This is a genomic window from Candidatus Magnetaquiglobus sp. (assembly GCF_058402785.1).
This window is the reverse complement of the sequence record NZ_JBZVFG010000051.1, coordinates 1-21,228: the sequence shown is the minus strand read 5'-3', so window position 1 is coordinate 21,228 and position 21,228 is coordinate 1. Positions and strand designations below refer to the sequence as shown.

Sequence of the window (21,228 nt, the reverse complement as noted above, 5' to 3'; positions counted from 1 at the left end):
TAACCAAGATGCCGACCAGTATAAAAGGCGTAATCGATCTCGCCGACCGCGAATCCTGGCCACGCCGTGCGCGGCAGGGTCGCGGCGGCGGGTGGGAGTATCTGCCGCCCGAGCCGTGGCGGACGATGTTGGCGGTGCATGAGTACAAGCAGGCTGCCCCCTCCTCCACGTCGATGGACGCGGAGAAGATCGAGGCAGCGGCGCGGCAGACCGAGGCAGGCACGGAGAAAAAGGCCGCGCTGCGGCGGGATGCCAAGTTGCACATCCTCGGCGCGTGGGAGCGGTTTCGTGCCGAGGGGAATCTGCCGGTGGTGCGCGGCATGGAGCTGTTCTGCGTGCTCTACGGGGCGATGGTGCCGGTCGGCAAGGATGGTTATTCCGGGGCTGGTGATTTCGATGGCCAGCGGCATGTGCTGGCCATCCCGGCGTGGGTGCGCGGCATGTGTCCGACGCTTTGTGTCGCGACGCTGGCCAATTGGCGCAAGGCGCGGGATCAGGAGGGGGATGGCGCGTTGGCGGCGCTGGCCGGGGCGTATGGCAACCGGCGGGATCAGGGGTTGATCGACCAGTGCGAGCTGATCAGGAACAAGGTGATCGGCATGGTGCTCAAAACGCCGCATTGGAGCGGCCAGCAGCTGCGCAACGCGCTGTTGGCGGAGATCGGCGAGCAGGTGGAGGTGATCGAGAACGGATCATTAGTGCGCCGACCGGTCCCGAGCGTGCGCAACCTGCAACGGTGGGTGGCGCAATGGAAAGAGCGCAACAAGTCGGTCTACATCCGGGAGACCAATCCGGACAAGTGGCGCTCCGGGTTTGCCTTGTCCCTCGGGGATGAGGATGAGCATGTGGAGCGGCTGCTCCAGGAGTGGCAGATCGACGCCTCACCTGCGGATCTGCTGCTCACCGACGGGCGGTATCAGCTTTATGTTTTGGTGGACCTCTACAGCCGTCGGATGCTTTGTCATGTGACCAAAACCGCCAAAACCGGTGCCACGCTGGTTCTGATCCGGCGCGCACTCACGCTTTGGGGTGTGCCGGAGGTGATCCGGACGGACGAAGGATCGGATTTCACCAGCGAGGAGTTCGAGCGGGCTATGTCGTATCTGGGCATCACGCACGACGTGCGCGGCCCGTATCGGCCCGAGCAGAAAGGGACGATCGAGGCGCACGTCAAGGTGGTGCAGCATCAGTTTATCAGTCTGCTGCCCGGCTATGTCGGCCATTCGGTGGCGGATCGGCAAAAAATCCGGGAGCGCAAGGCGTTCGCGGATCGTCTTGGTGAGTCCGACAGCGAGGTGTACGCGGTGGAGTTGACCCGCGACGCGTTGCAGGCGCGGCTGGATGACTGGCTGGCCCAGGTGCGCGATCACCAACCGCTGAAAGATGTCTTCAAGGATTCGCAGCGGCGTGGCAAATCGCCGTTTCAGATCTTCACGGGATACACCGGCACGCTCCGGCGTATCGATGACGAGCGCAAGCTGGATCTGCTGTTGGCGCCGGTGCCCTCCTCCGGAGGCCGGGCCGCCGGGATCCGCACGGTCACCAGCAAGGGGATCCGGGTTGAGGACGCCTGGTTCTGGGATAGTGCCCTGTCCGATCCGCGTTACACCCGCCAGGAGGTGATGGTGCGGATGGATCCGGACGACATGGGGCGGATCTGGGTGTTCGATGTCGAGCATGAGCGGTTCATTTGTCAGGCGGCGAATCAGGATCGGGCTGGCTTGGATCGGGCCGAGATGGCCACCAAAGCCAAGGCCGAGCAGGCCAGGAAGCTCGCCGAGGCCCGCAAGCAATTGAGATCCGCCAAGCGCAGCGTCCAGCCCCACGAGATCGCCGATGCGATCATCGCCAAGGGGCGCGCGGACAACGGCAATCTGGTTGCCTTCCAGGCACCGGCGGAGACGCACGAAACGCCGGCCCTGCAAGCGGCTGGCGAGGCGTTGCGGGCCATGGAGCCGGTGCAACCCAAGGTGATGAGCGAGCCGGAGCGGCAGGCGTATCAGGCCAAGGTGATCAAGTTGAACGCTCCCAAGCCGCCACCGCCAGAGGATCCGGCGAAGGCGCGGTATGGACGCGCCAAAGAAATCGAGGCCCGGTTGGCTGCGGGAGTTGAGATCGATCGCGAGGAGCGTGAATGGTTCGAGCTGTATCGGACGAGCGCCGAATACCGGACCAAAGAGCGATTCGCCAACTATAACAAGCGCACGATGCATGGGTAAGGGGAGAAGAGATGGAGAACAACCGGATCGCAAAAGTGGCCACGCTGAAAAACGTGGTCGCGGTCACCGAGGCCATGGAGCATGCCATGGCGCGTGCGAAACACTTGCCTGGCTTGGTGGTCATGCACGGGTTTTCGGGGCACGGAAAGAGCTTTTCGGCCATTTTTGTGGCTGGTGAGTACAAGGCTTATTTTGTCGAGGCGCGCTCTTATTGGACTCGCAAAGCGATGTTGTTGGCCATTCTCAAGGAGATGGGCATCGAGCCGGAGCGGACTCTGGATGAGATGATGGGGCAGATCATCGAGCAGTTGGTCACCTCGCGGAGACCGCTGATCATCGACGAGACCGATCATTTGGTTGATCGCGGCATTATTGGGTTGGTGAAGGACATTCATGACGGATCTCCGGGCTGCACCATCCTGTTGATCGGCGAGGAGGGGTTGCCTGGGAAGCTGGCCAAGTTCGAGCGCGTGCATGGGCGTGTGCTGGATTGGGTGGCCGCCCAGCCTGCGGATATGGACGATGCGGAGCTGCTCCGGGCGTTCTACTGCGGACGGGTGCGGGTGACGGATGATCTTTTGACCCGCATCCATCATGTGTGCAAGGGATCCACGCGGCGCATCTGTGTCAATCTGGAGCGTGTCCAGGAAGTGGCGATTTCGGAGGGGCGGCGCGAGATGGACCTTGATGCGTGGGGTGAGCGCGCGTTCTACACGGGCGAGACCCCTCTGCGTCGGCAAGGAGCGCGGTGATGAAAAGCGTGCATACCCGGATCGAAGCCGCGCGAAAGCTCCAGGGAAGCGATCAGGTTTGGGCGCTGATCCGGATCCTGCGTCGGTTTACCTTCAAGGATCTGGCGGGTGAATCCAGCGTGCATAAGGACACGATTCGCAGCTATCTGGCGGCGCTGATCGGTTCTGGCCATCTGGAGATTGATGGAGATGGGTATTGGTTGATGCGGGATGTGGGTGTTGATCGCCCGCGGGTACGCAAGGATGGATCGGAGGTGCCGCAGACTGGCCGGGATCGCGCCTGGATGGGCATGAAGATGATGCCGGTATTCACCGTGCGCGATCTGGTCGCGACCTGCGGTGTTGCCGAGTCGGATGCCAAGGACTACGCCCTTGGTCTGCACCATGCCGGAATTCTGGTGGTGGTCGAAGCGGCAAGGCCAGGCGTGGCGACCAAATTCAGCCTGCCGAGGCATGCCAATACTGGCTGGAAAGCCCCCTCCCTGCGGCGTGACGGATCTGTGCTGGACCGGAATACGGGCAAGGTGCATCCGCGCCAGGATCGGCGGCCATGAGCAACCTGGATACGGCACGAAGGAGCTGGGGCGAGGGACTTCCGGCCTGGGTCGAGACCCTGGCGCGGGCGTGCGACGAGAGCAGCCAGAACCGGGCGGCCAAGGAGATCGGATACGCCACGGCGGTTGTCAATCAAGTGCTGCTGGCGAAATACAAGGGCAGTTACAGCAAGGTTGAAGCCTGTGTGAAAGCGGTGTTCATGGGGGAAGAAGTGGATTGTCCGGCGATGGGGGTGATCCCGGTGCTGCAGTGCGACGAATGGCGCAAGAAGCCGTTTGCCGCGACCAATCCGGTGCGGGTGCGGATGTGGCAGGCGTGCCGTGGGTGTGGCAAGGGAGGAGCGAGATGACAAATGTCTATGAGGTGACCATTGACTCGGGAATGCCCGACCTGATCAATCGAGTCGATGTTTTTTTCTCGCTTCCAGAAGCGATTGAGTTTGTTGGGCATTTTTCCTCCCATAATATGGTGGACGAAATCACTATTCAGCGTCGTCCAGCACTACAGATGGAGATGGTGAGGCGTTTTGGTGAATGGGCACAGGAGGGACCGAATGAACAGATGGTTACGCAGGTTTATTGATTGGTTCCGGAGCGAGATGGAGCATGCCAGATCGCTGCGGGCGATGCGGGGGATCGGGATTGGTGATCCGCGGAGACGGACCTATTGGGGCAAGAAAGGAGGGTGAGATGGCGCGTGAGAAGCCTGTTATTACGTACATCCGGGATCTGAGCCACGCCGACCAAGCGCTGGCCGAGATGGCGGAGATCAAGCGCTCGATCGAGCTGATCGAGGCCAAGATGAATGCCGACATCGATCAGATCAAGGCCGAAGCTGAGTCCTTGACCGTACCGTTGCGCGGTCGTCTGGAGGCTTTTGCCAGCGGCTTGGCCAACTATGCCCAGCATAACAAAGCCTCGCTCTTCGATGCCAAGAAAACGGTAGAGCTGATGTTCGGGTGGATGGGATTCCGTCGCTCCATGGAGCTGTCCCCGGCCCCGAAATCCACCTGGGCGATGGTGCTTGGAAAGCTCAAGGAGCTGTCTTTCTACGAGGCGATCCGAGTCAAGGAGGAGTGCAACAAGGAGGTGCTGCGCGAATGGCCGGATGAGCGCCTGGCTGCAGTCGGCGCGAGGCGCGTGGAGAAGGATGTGTTCTGGTATGAACTGAAGAAAGAAGAGCTGAAGAAGGAGGGATGAGATGAGCGGTTCCGGGTTGAAATTGGTGGAAGCGGGCGAGCTGGTGCCGGCGGATGATTTTGGGGGTATTTCGGGTCAGGATCTGCGGCGCATGGTCGAGCGCATCGAGCGGCTGGAGGATGAGAAACTCGACATTGCCGCTGACATCCGGGCCATCTACGAAGAGGCCAAAAAGTATGGGTTCGATACCAAGACACTGCGCAAGATCATTCGGCTGCGCGCCATGGAGCCGCATCAGGTCGAGGAGGAGGAGAACATGATTGAGCTGTACATGCGTGCTTTGGGCATGAAGCTGTGAATCAAGCGAAACCGACCTTCGGGTCGGTCGTCAGGGCGTGGTGGCCCTGGCCTGATGAGCAGCCGAATATCCAGATTGATGAGGATTTGCCATGTATGTGACCGAGAAAGATGCCTTCGGGAAATGGTGTTGCCAAGCCCGGCATGAGGCGGTGCGGCAGGCGGATCGGAACGTGATGGTCCCGTGCATCGGCTCGGCCTGCATGGCGTGGCGGTGGAAGTACGCCTTCTCCAAAACCAGTACAAAATTGCTCGGGACATGTGGGTTGGCGTCTGATCCGGAAATTGAGACGCACATGAGCGAAATCTGCGGAACGCTGTGCACGATTGAAGAAAAATTGTGCAAAAAATGACCACCAAAACCATCCTTATCCCGCTTGATGAGCCGATCTGCTGGCACTGCCACTACTGGTGCCGGATCGTAAAAACAGGTGGTGGGTGGTGCAAAGTCGGAATGGCCAATCTTGTGGCCTGGGATTGGACGTGCGCGCGGTTTGAGCGCCGCCGGAGCGCCACGAAAACGGGAGGGTGAGATGCTGAGCCGCGAGATGACCGCCAAGATCAAGATCGCCACGAAGGAGCTGAAAATCGATGACGGGCAGTATCGGCAGATGCTGCAAGACCGCTATGGCGTGGATAGCTGCACCAAAATGACGCCCGCGAATGCGTGGGATCTGCTGGCCCACTTCAAAAAACTGGGCTGGACGCCTCGCCCGCCCAAGGAGGCGGAGCAGCCGGCCCCGCCGGCGGGCAGACGGCCACAGCCCAGAGAGGGGAACGAGGCCATGGTGGCCAAGATCGCCGCGATGCTGAAAAACGCCGGGCGTCTCGGTCAGGGGGCGGCGCGGCTGGCGTATGCGGATGGCATTGCCCGGCACATGTTTTTTGAAGGCGATCTGGATGTGCAGGTCTGGGTCGAGTGGCTGGAGCGCTGGCAGCTCGTCAAGGTGATTCAGGCGCTGGAGTTCGACGCCAAACGGGTGCTGAAGAGGGTGGGCGATGCGTGATGCGCTGCACGAGGTCTGTCAGGAGGAGCTGCCGGAGACCCTGCGGGAAATCCGGGAGGTGATCGGCTGGCCGGCTACCATGCAGCTCGTGCGCGAGCGCGGGGGGTTGCCGGTGATGGTGCCCAAGAAGATGTGCGAGGATCATCCACTTGCCCAACTGCTGGGCATCGAGGCCGCCGGACGGTTGAGCGCGATCTACGGCGGCGAGGTGATCAAGATCCCGCGGGCCATTTCGGCGCTGCGTTGCAACCGGGATCGGGAGATCCTGCGGCGCTACGACGCTGGCGAGCGGCTCGCGGCCCTGGCGCGTGAATATCATCTGGATCTCCGGACCATTGAAAGGATCATCCCGCGCGCTGGCCTCAAAGAGGCGGAGCGGCGGGAGCGTCCTCCGGAGCGGCAGATATCGATGGATCGGTTTTTTGGGGATGGAGATGACGCACGCGAGTGACTTCATGGACTGCTCTACCCTGGAGCTGTTTGCCCGCTCGGAGGTGACAGCAGAGTGGGAAGGAGGTTTTTTTTCGTCTATGTCCGGATGGGTGCCGTATCTCGGGGAGATCAAGCTGCTCTCCCCTCTCTCCTTGCACCTCCCAGGCGCGCGTCATCCGACCGGGCTTTTTGCCACCAAGGACGAGGCGTTGCGCGCCGGGGAGAGCTATCGGCGGGAGTGCCGGACGCGGATCGCGGCGGGCGGGGTGGACGATGCGCACGCCCTGGCGTGCCAACAGGACCATTTTCGTGACGCCACGAAAATGGCTGGATGATGCGCGCACCCGCGCCTGATTCACGGCGGGCGGGCAGCAAGGGGCCACTGGCTGGTCTGGTGCAGGCCATTGCCGGCCCCCTGCTGGACCATCCGACCAGCAAGGCTTGTTTGCTGGCGCGGGACTGGCGGCGGGTGGCCGGGGATGAGTTGGCCGCGCACACCGAGCCGATCCGGCTGGCCAATGGCGCGCTCACGGTGCGGGTGGATTCGTCGGCCTTTGCTTCCGAGATCTCGTTTCGGGCACCGGAGATCGTGCAGACGCTGCGCGAGCAGCTCCAGATCGGGATCAAGGCTGTGCGCTGCAAGACGGAGACGTTGAAGTTCGCACCCGCCAAGCGCCCGGCTCCACCCCCTCCCCTGCGGGCACCAACCCCGGAGGAGCGGGCGCGGGCCGCCGAGCTGACCGCCGGGATCGAGGATTCACGCTTGCGGCGGGCGGTGCGGGGATTGTTGCTGGTCAACATGGTGCGCAACGCCTCGCGTGACACGGATGGATGAGGTGGGATTCTGAAAGATTGACGGGCTGGCGACGAAAAAGGCTTGCATTCGTTCGTCTGGTTCCGGTAACGTCGAGGGCGGAGCTTGATAACTCCACAACCGAAGGCGGACCACCGCCCCCGACAGTCTTGGCGTTTTTTTGTGCCCGCGTTTCTGCGGGACATCATCGCGTATCCGCGTTTGCCAAACTCCGGGGGGGTCATGTGCATGTCCAAGCCGCAAGGCTAAAGGCATGGTCGCCCAACCTTCGGTGGGTTATCAACCCCCGGAGTTCTGGTCGCTTGATAACGCCCACTCTCCGGCAATCCAATTTGCAACCGAAGGAGCAAACGCATGACCACCCAATGCCACACCACCCCCACGTCCGCAGTCACCCCGTTCGATTTCGAGTCCCAACAAATCCGTATCATCACCGTAGACGGTGATCCGTGGTTCATCGCCAAGGATGTTGCCGAGGCGATGGACTATGTTTGGAACGGTGCGCAACGAATTGCGCACGTCCCGGAAGAGTGGACAGGGGTCACATCCGTTGTGACCCCTGGCGGAAGGCAGGAATTCCTTACACTTTCCGAGCAGGGCCTCTATTTTTTCCTGGGTCGGTCCGACAAACCCAAGGCTCTGCCATTTCAGAAGTGGCTTGCCGGGCAGGTACTCCCCTCGATCCGCAAGACCGGCTCCTACCAGCATCCCCAGTCGGACGTGCAGGAGATGCTCGACAAGATGTTGGCCACCATCGAGGAGATGGGGCGGAAGTTGAGCAAAACCAGGGCGGACGCGGTGATGGAGATTCCGGCCAAGGAGTTTGCCGGGCTAATGAAGCGCCTGGCGGATTCCGAGACCTTCCGGGCCGAGATCCTGAATGCGAAGTTGAATCCGCCGAAGCGTCAGGCCAACAGGCCGCTCACCCCGGAAGCTGTGGCAGAGATCCGGCGGTTGCACGCCGAGGGTATGAATCAGTCCCAGATTGCCAGGCAACTCAAACGCAGCGCTGGCACGATCTCTTATATCCTGCGTCAACTGTGATGGTGCGGTCATGAAGACCCAACCCAACCCCCCGCCCATCGTCCGCCTCCACGACGGCGTGGCGGCCACCACCTCCCTGGCGATCGCCACGGGGACCGGCAGCAAGCACAAAAGCGTCCTCGGCTTGATTCGGCAATGTCAGGCCGATTTGGAAGTGTTCGGACGGGTCACGTTTGAAACGTGCCTCATGGAAACCGCAAGCGGCGCGCGACCAGTCGAGATCGCCCGCCTGATCGAGCGTCAAGCCTGCCTGATCCTGGCCCGCATGCCCGACAACGCCCTGGCGCGGGCATTCGCCAGTCAGTTGGCGAGCGCGTTCCACGAGGTGGACAGGCGGCGGAAGCTGCAATCCATGACACGCGCACTCTTCAAGACGTGCAAACCCCGTGAGCCATCTGGCGCCGACCCCATGCTGGCGATGCTGAACCGCCTGGTCATCGCCATGGAGACCCTGGCGCAACGCAGCATCGTCGCACCGGATGCCGACAGGGCGCAGAGCTTCCCCGTCATCCCCGCCTGCCGGCCACCCTGCCAGCGCCGGGCCGGGTGCGGGTGAAGCAGTAACCTTTCAACTCAAGGGTCAGGATGCTTCCTGACCCTGTTTTTCTGGAACAGATAATAACAATAATTATATAAAATCCTACAAATCGATCTTGACCTTTTGCGTACATCCTGAAACCATAGTGACCAGCACAAACCATTCATTTCTGGCGAAAAGTCATGATAAACCAAACGCAACTGTATTTTCTATCCTGCCTTGCTAAGCCATTCTCTAAGAAAAGTCTGAATGGTCGCGAATCCTGGGATAAACATCTAGGCGAGAGTCGATTTGAGTTTGTGGACCGAGTGATCAAGGAAGGTCTGGTTCAGCAGCTTGATATTGATGAACAAATCAATCTAATCTTTACCGTTCCCGAACTGAAATCTCTGTTGAAAGAGCGCGGACAAAAAGTTTCTGGAAACAAGACAGAACTGGTGACTCGTTTGCTTGCATGCGACCCGGAAGGAATGGTGCGGATTGCTGCCATAAAAGGGGGGGGTTGGTGTATCTCACCAAAAGGCGCTGAACTTGTGGATCGATACAATCATGATAGGCGTATGGATTTTGAAACAACAATCCAAGCGATTTGCAATTGTCTGACCGATCATGATTATTGGCAAGCTGAAAAGATTGCTATGGAATATGGAAATCGTCAAGTCTGGACTTTCTATGTCGGTGTGAATTGGGGTAGAAATATTCAGATAATACAGAGAATCATGGAGAGTATTCCAGACGATTTTGTTGGGAAAGAGGATGCTCTTGAAGAGTTGCGCATTCCTTCCGTTATCTCATTTCTTCTTAGAGATGAAAGCGTTATAGATCTATTGTTGTCACATCCAATATTAACAAAATATTTCGACTTTAAATCAGAGGTTAGAAACATAATTGATAGTGCAACTCAAAAGTGTTTGTTTGATTATTGGAGAGACAATGAAAAGAATCGACTTAGACAGTATATGCATCCACAAAGCTCTGTTGTTTTTATAGAAGTAATGGGGCATGGTGGAATGGTTTGTCCTGCCTGTGCGCAAGTTGTTGGGGTTTATTTCTTATCGGAAGCACCAGTGATTCCTGTTGACGGTTGTCAGTCATTATCATCGTGTGGAACCACGTATCATCCTGTATTTAGAACAGAGGTCGAGTTGATAAAGAGGTTGTATGATCTCGGAATGAGTGTTAACGATATATCGAATGAGCAGAATATTGGAAAGAATGTTATACATTTTACCATCAATATGTATCTGCCTAGCAAACGAATGAGTGTCGGTCAGGCAGAATTTGTTGATTATAGTGATGCGTCCGATCACACAATAAATTCACCAGAAAACCATCAATCACGAACCAGTAATACATGGGGAGTGATCGAATGGTTGAAGCGGATATTCAGGTAAGCAGGCTTATCAATCTTCAGCAAAGTCACAATTGCCTCACCGTCGCCTGTCGGCTTCATCCCCGCTTTTCTCATCTTCTATCCTGACCAAGATGCCGCCCTGGGAGGTGCCCGGAGTGGCCGCAACTTCTTTGCAGGAGCGCGACATGCCCGACTTCAATAAAGCCTTTCAAAAAACAATGGGCCACGAGGGTGGCTGGTGCAACACGCCCGGTGATCGCGGTGGGGAGACCTACCGGGGGATTTCCCGTGTCTATCATCCCAAGTGGCCAGGGTGGCCGCTGATCGACCGGCTCAAGAACGCCTCTGGTGTTCCGGTGATCCGGGGGGCGGATCTGGAGAGCCTGAACGGGATGGTGGAGACCTTCTACCAGGGCGAGTTCTGGGTGCGGTGCGGCTGTGACCGGATTGGTCATCAGGGGATCGCTGAGGAGCTGTTCGACAGTGCCGTCAACTGCGGGGTGGTTGCCGCACAGACGTGGTTGCAAGAGTCGATCAACATCCTCAACGTCCGGTTCCGTCTCTCCGGACAGCTCACGGTGGATGGGCATGTCGGGCCGGGGACGCTGGCCGCCGTGGCCAAGATGCTGGAGCGCGGGGTTGGCGTGCTGCTGTTCCGGCTGATGAACGGATTCCAGTTCGCCCACTACGCCACCCTGGCGCGCAAGGATCCCGTCCAGGCCAAATTCCTGGCCGGCGGCTGGCTCGACCGGATCGAGTGGGAGACTTCCAAATAATCACCGACTGCCGTCGATTGTTCGTCGTCACCCACAAATCGGTATCCTGGTTCTGCCGTTGCCTGGATGTGGTTCCGGGCCTGATCTGACTGGTTTTGATTGTTTGTTCAACACCCATTCCAAGGAGTCTGAAACATGCGTAAAAAATGGCTGGTTCTTCCCGCCCTCGCCGCCCTTTTGGCGTCGCCCACCCTGGTCATGGCGATGGATGCCTCCACCGCGTCCGGCATCACCGCGATGATCGCCCCCCTCATCCCCGACAGTGTGAGTGGCGCCGTCGGCAGCCTGTTCACCATCGCCGGCGCGGCGGCGCATCTGGCGGCCTTCTTCGCCCCTCCGGGTGCCAGTGGCGCTTTCTGGAACACGGTGCACAAGCTCGGCGGCAACTACGGCAACGCCACCAACGCCGACTCCAGCCGGGATCGCGGGTGGTAGTGATGGACGACGCGGATCAGGCGCAACAGATCGCGGAGACCGAGTTCGCCATGTGGAAGTTGCAGCGCGCCCGATCCGGTCAGAATCTCAACGCGAGCGGCTTTTGCCGTGAGTGCGGCATCGCCATTCCTCAAGCGCGCCTGGAGGCCCATCCAGGCGCGTGGCGGTGCCTGCCGTGCCAGCGTCGATGGGAGAGCGGACGATGATGGTCAACATGGAGTTGTGGCAGCTCATTTCGCTGTTGCTGACGTTTTTCGGCTTCACCGCGGGTGGGGTGAAGATATTCCTTGTCCAGTTCGAGCGGCGACTTGATGATCGTTTTTCGTCGCTTGGCGCGGCCATGGCGGCCATGGATCAGGCGCGGCGTGAATCCGCCGAAGAGCTGGCCAGACACGACCAGACCATGGATAACCAGCTCAGGGAGTTCGTGCAGAACACCGACCAGCAGCTTCGGGAACTCGAACGGGGGCTGCACGGCATGCAGGTCGAGATGCTGTCCAAATACGTGCAGCGTGAGGATTACATCCGTGGTCAAACCGTTCTCGAGGCCAAGCTGGATGCGCTATACAGCAAGTTAGAGACGATCCTGGCGAGGAGGAATACGAATGAACGTTGATCTTGCAAAAACGCGCCGGGAGTCGATGCGCTGGACCATCCTGCTCACGCTCAACAATGCCAGACCCGTCGGGGCGCACGAGCAGTTGATTCTATCGGTGATCCAGGCCGTGTTCCCGGATGCGACCGCTCACGAGCTGCGCCGCGAGCTGGATTACCTCGCCGACCGGGAGCTGGTGAGTCTGGCCAAAAAGCCGGAAGGTGTGTGGCTGGGCGAGCTGACCCGCATCGGCGTGGATGTGGTGGAGTACACCGTGGATTGCGATCCGGGTATCGCTCGGCCTCCGAAGTTCTGGGGTTGACCATGACGCAGCGTTCTTTAGTCGAGAGTCTGCCTCCGGACATCCGGGCCTGGATCGATCAGGCTCTGGTGGAGGGCAATTTCAGCGGCTATCAGGCGCTGGAGGAGCTGCTGCGGGCCAAGGGGTATGAGATCTCCAAGAGCGCGATCCACCGGTACGGGCAGGCGTTCGAGCGTCGCCTGGGAGCGCTGAAGCTGGCGACCGAGCAGGCGCGCGCCATCACCGAGGCGGCGCCGGATGACGAGGACGCGGTTTCCCAGGCGCTGGTGCGGCTGTATCAGGAGAAGACATTCGATCTGCTGCTCAAGATGGAGATCGATCCGAAGATCAGTTTTGCCTCGCTCGGCCAAGCGATCGCGCAGATCTCCGGCACCTCGACGACGTTGAAGCGCTATCAGGCCGAGGTGCGCGCCAAGACCAAGGCCGTGGCCAGGGATGCCGAGAGCATCGCCCGACAGGGTGGCCTGTCGGCGGAGGCGGCGGCCAGCATCCGGCAGGCCATCCTGGGGATTACGACATGACCGTATCCGTCCCGGATGACGGCGTGGCGCCGCCAGCGCTGCTGCCCTATCAGCAGCGCTGGATCCAGGATCCGGCCAAGGTGAAGGTGTGCGAGAAGTCGCGTCGTATCGGCATCACCTGGGCCGAGGCCGCGGACAATGTGCTGACCGCCGCCACCAGCAGGGCCGAGGGTGGCATGGATGTGTGGTACGTCGGGTACAACCAGGCGATGGCCGAGGAGTACATCCGCGCCGCCGCCGGCTGGGCCAAGGGGTTCCAGCGAGCGGCCTCCGAGGTCCGTCAGCAGCTCTTTCGCGATGACGACGCGGATCGGGACATTCTCACCTACAGCATCGATTTCGCCTCGGGCTTTCGGATCACCGCACTCTCCTCCGCGCCCAGCAATCTGCGCGGCAAGCAGGGCACGGTGGTGATCGACGAGGCGGCGTTCCACCCCCATTTCCCGGAACTGGTGAAAGCGGCCATGGCGCTTTTGATCTGGGGTGGCAAGGTGCGCATCATCTCCAGCCATCAGGGGGATGATTCACCGTTCAACCAGATGATCCAGGATTGCCGGTCCGGAAAAAAAAGCTATTCGGTGCATCGCTATACCTTCGAGGAGGCGGTCAAGCAGGGGCTTTACCGCCGCATCTGTCTGGTGACGGGGGATCAATGGTCCGCCAAGGCCGAGAAGAGATGGGTGGATCAGGCCTACGCCGACTACGGCAGCGACGCCGAGGAAGAGCTGGACGTGGTGCCGTCGAGCGGGTCTGGCGTCTATCTGACCCGGACGATCATCGAAGCCTGTATGGATCGGGCGCGGGCGGTCCATCGACTGACCCTGCCCAAGTCGTTCGTCTCCAAAGAGGCCTTCCTTCGGGAGGGCGAGGTGCTGGAGTGGTGCGAGCGCACCCTCCTGCCGGAGCTGCAGCGCCTGGACAAAGAGTGCCAAGGCTATTTCGGCATGGACTTCGGGCGCAGCGGTGACTTGAGCGTGCTGGTGCCGATCGTCCAGGAGCGGAATCTGCGGCTGACCGTGCCGTTCACCGTCGAGATGAGCGACGTGCCTTTCGAACAGCAGCGCCAGGTGTTGTTCTACGTTGTGGACCGCCTGCCACGATTCCGCTCCGGAGCGCTGGACGCACGCGGCAATGGCGCGTATCTGGCCGAGGTGGCCATGCAGCGTTACGGCGCGGCGCGCATCGCCCAGGTGGCTCTCTCGCAGCCCTGGTACATCGAGCACATGCCCAAGCTCAAGGCGGCCTTCGAGGACCGGGTCATCTCCATCCCGGCGGATGCCGACATGCTGGATGATCTGCGCGCCATCAAGATGCACAAAGGGGTCGCCAAGGTCCCGGAGGGGGCCAAGACGCGCGGCAAGGATGGTCGGCAGCGCCACGGCGACGCGGCCATCGCTCTGGCGCTTGGGGTTTTCGCGACCAAGAGCAGTGTGCCGCCATCGTTCGGGGTCACCATGGATTCTGTACCAAGCCTCTATCAGCCCAAGGGGCGCCCGTCGAGTCCCAGGCTTTTTGCGCGCATCCGCGAGAGGATATTTTCATGAAAAAAAACGCCAAGAAGGGCAGTGAAACCAAAGAGAAAAAGGCGGTGTTTCGCGAGGCCTTCGGCGTGACGGTCGATCCGGAGGAGAGGGGGTATCGCCGCCTGACGGGTGGCGCGCAGCGTCGCGAGCTGCCTTTATTTCAAGGAACGCGCGCGCGAGAAATCGCCGTGCATTTGTGGCGATCCAACCCGCTGGCCAACCGGGTGGTGGAGCTTCCGCTCGCATTCATCCTGTCAGACGGCGTGACGCTCAAGATCGATGATCCGGAGGCGCAGGGGTGGCTGGATGCATTCTGGCGTGACCCGATCAATCGCATGGGGGTCAACCTGATCCGGATGGCGCGGGCGCTGTCGATCTTCGGCGAGATGTACTGGGTGGCGTTTACCAACGGCATGACTGGCCATGTGCGCCTGGGGTATCTCGATCCGGAGCGGATCGAGAAAGTGGTGTACGATCCGGACAACGGCGCCCAGGCGATTGGGGTGGTCACCAAGCCGGACGCCGACGGGGTGCAACAGCGGTATCGCGTGATCATCAATGGAGCGGATGACGAGCTGTTCATGCCGGCGGCGGTACGGCTGCGCGAGAGCTTCGCGGACGGGGAGATTTTCTTTTTCTCGGTCAACGACATCCCGAACAGCGGCGGACACAGTGACTTGCTGCCGCTCGCGGACTGGATCGAAGGGTATGATGATTTTCTGTTCGGCGAGATCGAGCGGGCGGCCTACCTGAAAGCGCATGTGTGGGACGTGACCATGACCGGGGCCACGCCCGAAGAGGTGGCCGCCAGGGCGCGCAGCATGGAAATGCCGTCGCCGGGATCGGTCCGCGTCCACAATGAGTCGGAAACGTGGGAGTCGGTGACTCCGAAACTCGAGTCCGGGGAGACCGGCGACCTCGGGCGGCTGTTCCGGAATCATGTTCTGGGTGGTGCGACTCTCCCGGAGCATTGGTTCGGGGGTGGCGGGGATGTCAACCGGTCCACGGGCGAGAGCATGTCGGACCCCACGACCAAGATTTTCACCATACGCCAGAAGCTGATCCAGTATTTTTTGGAGGAGATCGGCGGATACGTGGTGCGCAAGCGGCTTGAGGCGCTTGGACGCCCCATGCCGGATCCGGAGGATGCCGCGTGGCGGGTGCGAGCCGAATTCCCGGAGATGATCGTCAAGGATGTCTCCAAGTATGCCGCGGCCATGCAGCAGGTGGTGGCCGCCTGCGCCTCGGCGGTGGATGCCGGGTTGATGACGCGGGATACGGCGCTGCGCTGCATCCGGTCTGTCGCTACCCGTTTGGGGGTGGAGTATGACGCGGAACAGGAGCTGGCCGAGGTGGAGACAGACTTGGCCAGCGCGCGCGAGACGGAGACATTCCGCCCGCCCGCTCCGCAGCCCACGGATCCGGCGCCGGATTTCGGCGACCCGAGCGTGACGGCATGATGATCCTCGAGGTCGCATGAGCGTCAAGAAGAAAATCGCGGATGCCATCGAGAAGGCCCAGGCGGATCTGGTGGCCATCCAGGCGAACGTGATGGGCGAGATCGACTGGCTGCTAAGTGATGTGTCAGGCAGGATCCGGACAGAGCTGGATGCCCAGCCGAGCGATTTTCGGATGTGGCATTTGACCCGACTGCAAAAGTGGGTGGGGCGCGCCATGAGCTGGTTTGGCGACCAGTCGGGCGAGGTGGCGACGGCGGGTGCGCGGGATGGGTGGGATGCCGGGGTGCGGATGGTGGACGAGCCCATCGCCATCGCGGCGGCGGCCTCGACCCCGGAGAGCGTGAGCCATGCTCCCGGACCGGCATCCTTGTCAACGGTGCTCCCGATCACGCCTCCCCCATCCAAACCGGAGACACAAACCCCCTCACCACCCGTCCCGCCCGCCACGACTCAACCCATCCGGGTGACGGCGTTTGCCAATGCGCCGATGCTGGACAAGCAGCAGCTCGTCGCCATCGAGGGGTTTCTGACCCGCAAGATGAAAGACATCTCCGGCGACACGATGAAGGCCATCAATCGCGAGCTGGGACTGGTGGTGACCGGATTGCAGGGGCAGGCAGAGGCGGCCACCGCCATCGAGAAGCTTTTGAAGGTGGGCGGCAGGCGGCGTGCGCTGACCGTGGTGCGCACCGAGGTGGGGCGAGCCTTTTCCATCGCCGCGCAGCGCCGCATGGAGGAGAAGGTCGCGGCGGGATTGACGGGGCTCAAGAAGAAGTGGCGCCGATCGGGCAAGATCCACTCCCGCGTGCCGCACGATCTGGCGGACGGGCAGGTGGTGGCGGTGCACGAGTCGTTCAAGATTGGCGGCGAGTCGATCCGCTTTCCCAGGGATCCGGAGGCCTCGCCGGCACAGACGATCAATTGCGGCTGCACGGCGATCCCGCACTCGGATCGTTGGGAGATGAAGCATCCAGGGGAGAAGCCGATCTCGGAGGAGGAGATCCAACGCGATCCGCGCAAGATCGCGGTCGTGGGGAAGCGGGCCGCCGGCGTGGAAAAATGGATCAAAACCACCCTGGACGGTACGCGCAAGGCGGATGGCGAGTGGCGCACCGTGGGCACCCTGCCCATGCCGGTGGTGGATTTTCTGCGCTCCAAGGGGGTGGAGCCGGCCACCATGGAGATCGCGATCTCCGACAAGCTGCTTAGACGACCGGCGCGAGAGACAAAGCGACGCGTATGGATGAAGGGGTTGGAAGATGCGGATCTCACCAAGCTGTCCGATCACATCGACAACCCGAAGGCGATTTTCTGGGGCGAACACGACCAGTGCTTGCACTATGGTGTTTGCGCGGCAAGATGGAGGGCTTGGCAAGGTGGTATTGAGAGTGCGCGCCCGCGAGAGCCGGTCGCGCTTGAGGCATCACAATTACATCGTCTCGGGCGGAACGGTAAGCCGAACGGACATGACAGATACAAACAAGTACCGGTTGGTCTCAGGAGAGATCTGAAAAAAAGAAACGACCGGACGGGACGTTAACCCCATTCACTCTCTCTCGGCTGCCAGGGCCGGACGAGCTTGCGGATATACGACTTGTTCCGCTGACCAAACGGTCGTTTCAGGCAGATCATACCGCCTCCTTCGACCAAAAACAAACAAAACCGTGATTGCTTCGGAAAGGCCGTTTTCAGGCGTTTTCCGTCCCACCCCTTCCCCAACTATTACCGAAACCACATGAGCGATCCTGGTTCGAATTAAATGGCATTTAAAAACGGTTCCGCCCAGAGGGTGAGACCGACCGGACAGACCCCACCCAAAAAACACCCCATCCTGATACCGACCCCCGTCGGCTTCATTCGTTTTCGCCAAGCCGTCTATTCTCCATCCCAGTCTTGAGATTGTTCCCAGATCGGATGGAGACGAAAGAAATGGCGGGTGGCGCGGCGCCGGGTGAGGCGCATATCGACATGCTGAAGTGGACCGACCGCGTGAAGGCCGCCCTGGAGCAGCGCAACAAGGCGGCTGGGAAAGCGGACATCTGGGTCCAGATCGAGTCGATCACGGCTGACCGGGTGGTGGTCAATGAAGGCGGTTCGGGCAAGCTGCTCGCCTACGCCATCACCATCGGCGCGGATGGCGCCATCATTCTCGAGTCGCCCCAGGAGGTGGAGGAGCGTTTTGTTCCCGTCGCATCCTCCGTGACCCCACCGGCAGACCCGCCCGCCATTCCCTCTGGAGCGTTTCTCGAAGCCAAGGGTGGCTCAAAGTTTTTGGTCCGCGCGATCCGCGCCGGCCTGTCCGGCAATATGACCTATTACCCGGATCGCGTGCTGCGCGAGGCAACACCTCGTTTCGATGGCGTGCGCATCATGGTCAAAGGGGACGCGGAGCATCTCAAGGGGGCGGGCAAACATCCGGAAAACATCATCGGACGACTGGTGAATCCGGTTTTCATTGCCGGAGCCTCTCCAGATGCTGGTGAGATCCAGGCCACAATGGAGCTTTTGGAGTCTGCCGGCGGGATGCCGGAGCGACTGACCGAGGCGGTCAATCGCGGCATGGCGGGCCTGTATGGCCTCTCCATCGCCGCCACCGGGCAGACCTCTTTTCAGCAGATCGACGGCGCGCGGGTCCGGGTGGCCGAGTCCATCGATAACGTCGATTCCGTGGATTTGATCGTGGAGGCCGGCGCCGGCGGCGCGATCATCACATTTACCGAAGCAAAACCAAACGCCCAGCAAGGAAATCATTCCATGAAGAAATTTTTGCTCGATCAGATCCGCGCCCGCAAGCCGGATCTTCTCACCGGCAAGGATCCGGAAACCATGACCGAAGAGGAGGTACAGGGGTTTTTTAAAGAGGCGTTCCCGGAGTCTGGCGCGAGCAATCCTCCCGCCGACCACGCCAAGGCTGGAGATCCCGGCGCCGGCACGACCCAGACCAGCACCGACGCGACCAAGTCCGACACCAACACCAGCACGACCCCTGCCAACATCGGCGCCGCGGTGACCGAGGCGGTCGAAGCTGAAACGCATCTGCGCGAGGCTCTCGGCGGCAGTGGCCTGCCCGAGGCGGCTCGGCAGAAGATCGCGTTCTCCTTGCGCGGCACGCGGTTTTCGCCCGGCGCCGTGAACGCGGCCATTGCCAGCGAGCGGGAATATCTGGCGCGGGTCTCCGGGGGTGGTCGCGTCTCCGGCCTGGGCGGCACCCGCACGCAGCTCGTCGAGAGCCAGCGCACCAAGATCGACAAGATGCTCGACGTGCTCCTCGGATCCGCCACGCCCGGGAACGGCGACACGCTCTCTTTCCGCGAGGCGTATGGCCGGATGACCGGGGATTGGGGGGTCACGGGCCGCATGCGGCATGCCGACATGTCCATCATGCGCGAGGCGCTGGGCACGGATGACTGGTCTGATGTGATGGGAGACGCCATCCAACGGCGCGCCTTGGCGGATTATCGCACCGGATCCCAGTATGACGTGTGGCGGGAGCTGGCCAATGTCGTCCCGGCCTACGACTTCCGCCCGCGGGAGGGGGTGCGCATGGGCGGATTCGGGGATCTGCCCGATGTCGCCGAGAGCGGCGAGTATCTGATGGGTGCCGATCCGGCAATCGAGGTCGCCACCTACAAGGTCACCAAACGCGGTCGCCGCTGGTCAGTCACGCTGGAGATGCTCAAGAACGACAATCTTGGTCTTCTCCGACACCTGCCGATCAGCATGTCGCGCGCTGCCAAGCGCACGCTGGCGAAATTCGTGCTGGATTTTCTGCGCGTCAACCAGGTGATCTATGACACCAAGATGCTGTTCCACACGGATCACGGCAACCTGCTTTCCCTTCCCCTGACCATCGATAACTGGGATGTCGCCCGTCTGGTCATGATGGCACAGACCGAGATGGGCACTGGCGAGTCCCTCGGCATCGCACCGCGGAATCTTTGGGTGCCGCCCGGCATGGAGCGTACCGCCGCCGACCTCTTCCGTCGCGACACCAACCTGGATCCGACCTTCCTGCAAACCAACGCACCCAAGATCATCTCGGTCTGGTACTGGACCGACCCCAACGACTGGTGCGCCACGGCGGACAAGCTCGACATCCCGTCGGTCGAGATCGGCTTCCTCGACGGAAACGAGGAGCCGGAGATCATGGTTGCGGACTCCCCGACCTCCGGCAGTCTGTTCACGAATGATCAGATCGAATACAAGGTCCGCCACGTCTACGGTGGCGCCGCGACCGATTATCGTGGCGTCTGCAAGTCGGTCGTGGCGTAAGGGGAGCGGCGATGGCCCTGACCGATCTGCAATCCCTGGCCCGGCGCATGACGCGCACGGACGAGGCGACGATCACCGCCGAGGATATCGACGCGGCGATCCGCACCGCGGTGTGGCGCTATTCACGGGATCGCCCGCGCCACCTGGTCGCGGAGATCGCGGTCGCGGACGGTCCGGTCCATCCCCTGCCAGAGGGCTGGGAGAGCGGTTTTTCGGCCATCGTCGCCATCGAGCGGGCGGACGACTCGGGCGAGCCGTTGCCGCTCTCCGCGATCCGCGTCGAGGAGGTGGTAAGCGGATGGCGCATGCGGGTGGTCGGATCGGTTGTCGCCGCCCTGCTGCGGCTGCGCTACACCGCGCCGCACCGGGTGACAAGCGATATCGACACCCTGGCCGAGCGCGAATGGGAGGCGGTGGCCACCTACGCCGCCGCCCACCTCTTGGAGCAGATCGCGATTGCCAAGAGCGGGGATACGGATCCCTCGTTCGGGGCGCAGGTGGTAAGCCACGGCACGCCCGCCCAGGAGTACGCGGCGCGCTCCAAGCAACTGTTCGCGCGTTACCGGGAGATGATCGGCACACAAGAGCAGCGTGCCATCCCCGCCGGGGTGGTGGTCACGCCAACCCCCAGGCGGGTTGGACTGACGCATGGGTGGGGATTGGTGCGATGAGCGACGCCCCCCTTCTTTCAGTCCCGATCGATACCAGTGAACTGGTCGCGCTCGCGCGTCGTCTGGAACACGCTCCGGAAGAGGTGTTGCAGGCTCTCAAGTTGGCGATGATGGAGGCGTCGGAGCTTCTGGTATTAGAGGCCAAGGAGCGCACGCCCACCGCGAGTGGCAATCTGCGCGATTCGATCATCGCGGCCATGCCGGTGGTCCAGGGTGATACCGTAATCGGCGCAGTCGTGTCCGACCAGGACGGCAACAGCAACGCCGCACTCGGTGCAACTTCACCGCTGATCTACGCCGTGCCGGTTGAGCTTGGCACCAAGCCGCACATGCCACCGCTCCAGCCGATACTGGACTGGGTCAACCTCAAGCTCGGTATCCGCGACATGGTGTGTTGGTTCAGCGGGACATGGAGTTTTAGATTATTTCCGTTAGCTACATT

General features: G+C 61.2%; 27 protein-coding genes and 1 other RNA gene. All 28 read left to right on the top strand.

Annotated elements, in window-relative coordinates; all coding sequences use genetic code 11:
- The first annotated feature begins 8 nt into the window (after positions 1–8).
- Complete coding sequence (locus tag ACV4UY_RS14070) at positions 9–2,219, top strand: transposase (RefSeq protein WP_491608214.1); 2,211 nt, start codon at positions 9–11, stop codon at positions 2,217–2,219.
- 35 nt (positions 2,220–2,254) lie between these two features.
- The gene (locus ACV4UY_RS14065) at positions 2,255–2,971 is read left to right on the top strand and encodes an AAA family ATPase (RefSeq protein ID WP_491608213.1); all 717 of its coding nucleotides are present in this window, start codon (positions 2,255–2,257) and stop codon (positions 2,969–2,971) included.
- The gene (locus tag ACV4UY_RS14060; RefSeq protein ID WP_491608212.1) at positions 2,971–3,525 is read left to right on the top strand and encodes a hypothetical protein; all 555 of its coding nucleotides are present in this window, start codon (positions 2,971–2,973) and stop codon (positions 3,523–3,525) included. The genes ACV4UY_RS14065 and ACV4UY_RS14060 overlap by 1 nt, the downstream gene beginning before the upstream one ends.
- Positions 3,522–3,875 (top strand): transcriptional regulator, encoded by a 354-nt coding sequence (locus ACV4UY_RS14055; protein ID WP_491608211.1) that lies wholly within the window; start codon positions 3,522–3,524, stop codon positions 3,873–3,875. Before ACV4UY_RS14060 ends, ACV4UY_RS14055 begins: the two co-directional genes overlap by 4 nt.
- On the top strand, positions 3,872–4,108 hold the full coding sequence (locus ACV4UY_RS14050) for a hypothetical protein (protein ID WP_491608210.1): 237 nt from the start codon (positions 3,872–3,874) through the stop codon (positions 4,106–4,108). The genes ACV4UY_RS14055 and ACV4UY_RS14050 overlap by 4 nt, the downstream gene beginning before the upstream one ends.
- A 107-nt stretch (positions 4,109–4,215) precedes the next feature.
- Positions 4,216–4,725, top strand: coding sequence for a host-nuclease inhibitor Gam family protein (locus ACV4UY_RS14045; protein ID WP_491608209.1), 510 nt, complete (start codon positions 4,216–4,218; stop codon positions 4,723–4,725).
- A 1-nt stretch (position 4,726) separates the two neighbouring features.
- Positions 4,727–5,023, top strand: coding sequence for a DUF2312 domain-containing protein (locus tag ACV4UY_RS14040; RefSeq protein ID WP_491608208.1), 297 nt, complete (start codon positions 4,727–4,729; stop codon positions 5,021–5,023).
- 3 nt (positions 5,024–5,026) lie between these two features.
- Positions 5,027–5,091: hammerhead ribozyme type II (locus tag ACV4UY_RS14035), an RNA gene on the top strand.
- Between the two features lie 23 nt (positions 5,092–5,114).
- Positions 5,115–5,375, top strand: coding sequence for a hypothetical protein (locus tag ACV4UY_RS14030; RefSeq protein ID WP_491608207.1), 261 nt, complete (start codon positions 5,115–5,117; stop codon positions 5,373–5,375).
- 180 nt (positions 5,376–5,555) lie between these two features.
- Positions 5,556–6,029, top strand: coding sequence for a phage protein GemA/Gp16 family protein (locus ACV4UY_RS14025; RefSeq protein WP_491608206.1), 474 nt, complete (start codon positions 5,556–5,558; stop codon positions 6,027–6,029).
- On the top strand, positions 6,022–6,480 hold the full coding sequence (locus ACV4UY_RS14020) for a Mor transcription activator family protein (RefSeq protein WP_491608205.1): 459 nt from the start codon (positions 6,022–6,024) through the stop codon (positions 6,478–6,480). Before ACV4UY_RS14025 ends, ACV4UY_RS14020 begins: the two co-directional genes overlap by 8 nt.
- A 4-nt stretch (positions 6,481–6,484) precedes the next feature.
- Positions 6,485–6,796 (top strand): hypothetical protein, encoded by a 312-nt coding sequence (locus ACV4UY_RS14015; protein ID WP_491608204.1) that lies wholly within the window; start codon positions 6,485–6,487, stop codon positions 6,794–6,796.
- Positions 6,793–7,296: a DciA family protein gene (locus ACV4UY_RS14010; RefSeq protein ID WP_491608203.1), complete on the top strand. Its 504-nt coding sequence runs from the start codon at positions 6,793–6,795 to the stop codon at positions 7,294–7,296. The genes ACV4UY_RS14015 and ACV4UY_RS14010 overlap by 4 nt, the downstream gene beginning before the upstream one ends.
- A 333-nt stretch (positions 7,297–7,629) precedes the next feature.
- Positions 7,630–8,319, top strand: coding sequence for a BRO family protein (locus tag ACV4UY_RS14005; protein WP_491608202.1), 690 nt, complete (start codon positions 7,630–7,632; stop codon positions 8,317–8,319).
- Between the two features lie 10 nt (positions 8,320–8,329).
- Complete coding sequence (locus ACV4UY_RS14000; RefSeq protein WP_491608201.1) at positions 8,330–8,875, top strand: Rha family transcriptional regulator; 546 nt, start codon at positions 8,330–8,332, stop codon at positions 8,873–8,875.
- A 164-nt stretch (positions 8,876–9,039) separates the two neighbouring features.
- A complete protein-coding gene (locus ACV4UY_RS13995) occupies positions 9,040–10,251 on the top strand; it encodes an SAP domain-containing protein (RefSeq protein ID WP_491608200.1) in 1,212 nt (403 codons plus the stop codon).
- A 145-nt stretch (positions 10,252–10,396) separates the two neighbouring features.
- Complete coding sequence (locus ACV4UY_RS13990; protein ID WP_491608199.1) at positions 10,397–10,987, top strand: glycoside hydrolase family 108 protein; 591 nt, start codon at positions 10,397–10,399, stop codon at positions 10,985–10,987.
- Between the two features lie 135 nt (positions 10,988–11,122).
- Complete coding sequence (locus tag ACV4UY_RS13985) at positions 11,123–11,422, top strand: hypothetical protein (protein ID WP_491608198.1); 300 nt, start codon at positions 11,123–11,125, stop codon at positions 11,420–11,422.
- Between the two features lie 2 nt (positions 11,423–11,424).
- Entirely contained in the window at positions 11,425–11,628 is a 204-nt protein-coding gene (locus tag ACV4UY_RS13980) for a TraR/DksA C4-type zinc finger protein (RefSeq protein WP_491608197.1), read from the top strand.
- On the top strand, positions 11,625–12,038 hold the full coding sequence (locus ACV4UY_RS13975; RefSeq protein ID WP_491608196.1) for a hypothetical protein: 414 nt from the start codon (positions 11,625–11,627) through the stop codon (positions 12,036–12,038). Before ACV4UY_RS13980 ends, ACV4UY_RS13975 begins: the two co-directional genes overlap by 4 nt.
- On the top strand, positions 12,028–12,339 hold the full coding sequence (locus ACV4UY_RS13970; protein WP_491608195.1) for a hypothetical protein: 312 nt from the start codon (positions 12,028–12,030) through the stop codon (positions 12,337–12,339). The genes ACV4UY_RS13975 and ACV4UY_RS13970 overlap by 11 nt, the downstream gene beginning before the upstream one ends.
- Before the next feature lie 2 nt (positions 12,340–12,341).
- Complete coding sequence (locus tag ACV4UY_RS13965; RefSeq protein WP_491608194.1) at positions 12,342–12,860, top strand: DUF3486 family protein; 519 nt, start codon at positions 12,342–12,344, stop codon at positions 12,858–12,860.
- A complete protein-coding gene (locus ACV4UY_RS13960) occupies positions 12,857–14,404 on the top strand; it encodes a hypothetical protein (RefSeq protein ID WP_491608193.1) in 1,548 nt (515 codons plus the stop codon). Before ACV4UY_RS13965 ends, ACV4UY_RS13960 begins: the two co-directional genes overlap by 4 nt.
- Positions 14,401–15,843, top strand: coding sequence for a hypothetical protein (locus ACV4UY_RS13955; protein ID WP_491608192.1), 1,443 nt, complete (start codon positions 14,401–14,403; stop codon positions 15,841–15,843). Before ACV4UY_RS13960 ends, ACV4UY_RS13955 begins: the two co-directional genes overlap by 4 nt.
- A 16-nt stretch (positions 15,844–15,859) precedes the next feature.
- Positions 15,860–17,383, top strand: a complete 1,524-nt coding sequence (locus tag ACV4UY_RS13950) for a putative phage head morphogenesis protein (RefSeq protein WP_491608191.1) — start codon at positions 15,860–15,862, stop codon at positions 17,381–17,383.
- Positions 17,384–17,757: 374 nt separating this feature from the next.
- Positions 17,758–20,115 carry a phage major capsid protein gene (locus ACV4UY_RS13945; protein ID WP_491608190.1) on the top strand — a complete coding sequence of 786 codons (2,358 nt, stop codon included), beginning with the start codon at positions 17,758–17,760 and terminating at the stop codon, positions 20,113–20,115.
- Between the two features lie 11 nt (positions 20,116–20,126).
- Positions 20,127–20,786 (top strand): hypothetical protein, encoded by a 660-nt coding sequence (locus tag ACV4UY_RS13940; RefSeq protein ID WP_491608189.1) that lies wholly within the window; start codon positions 20,127–20,129, stop codon positions 20,784–20,786.
- On the top strand, positions 20,783–21,228 hold a 446-nt coding region (locus tag ACV4UY_RS13935; protein WP_491608188.1), incomplete at its 3' end, for an HK97 gp10 family phage protein. The genes ACV4UY_RS13940 and ACV4UY_RS13935, both read left to right, overlap by 4 nt.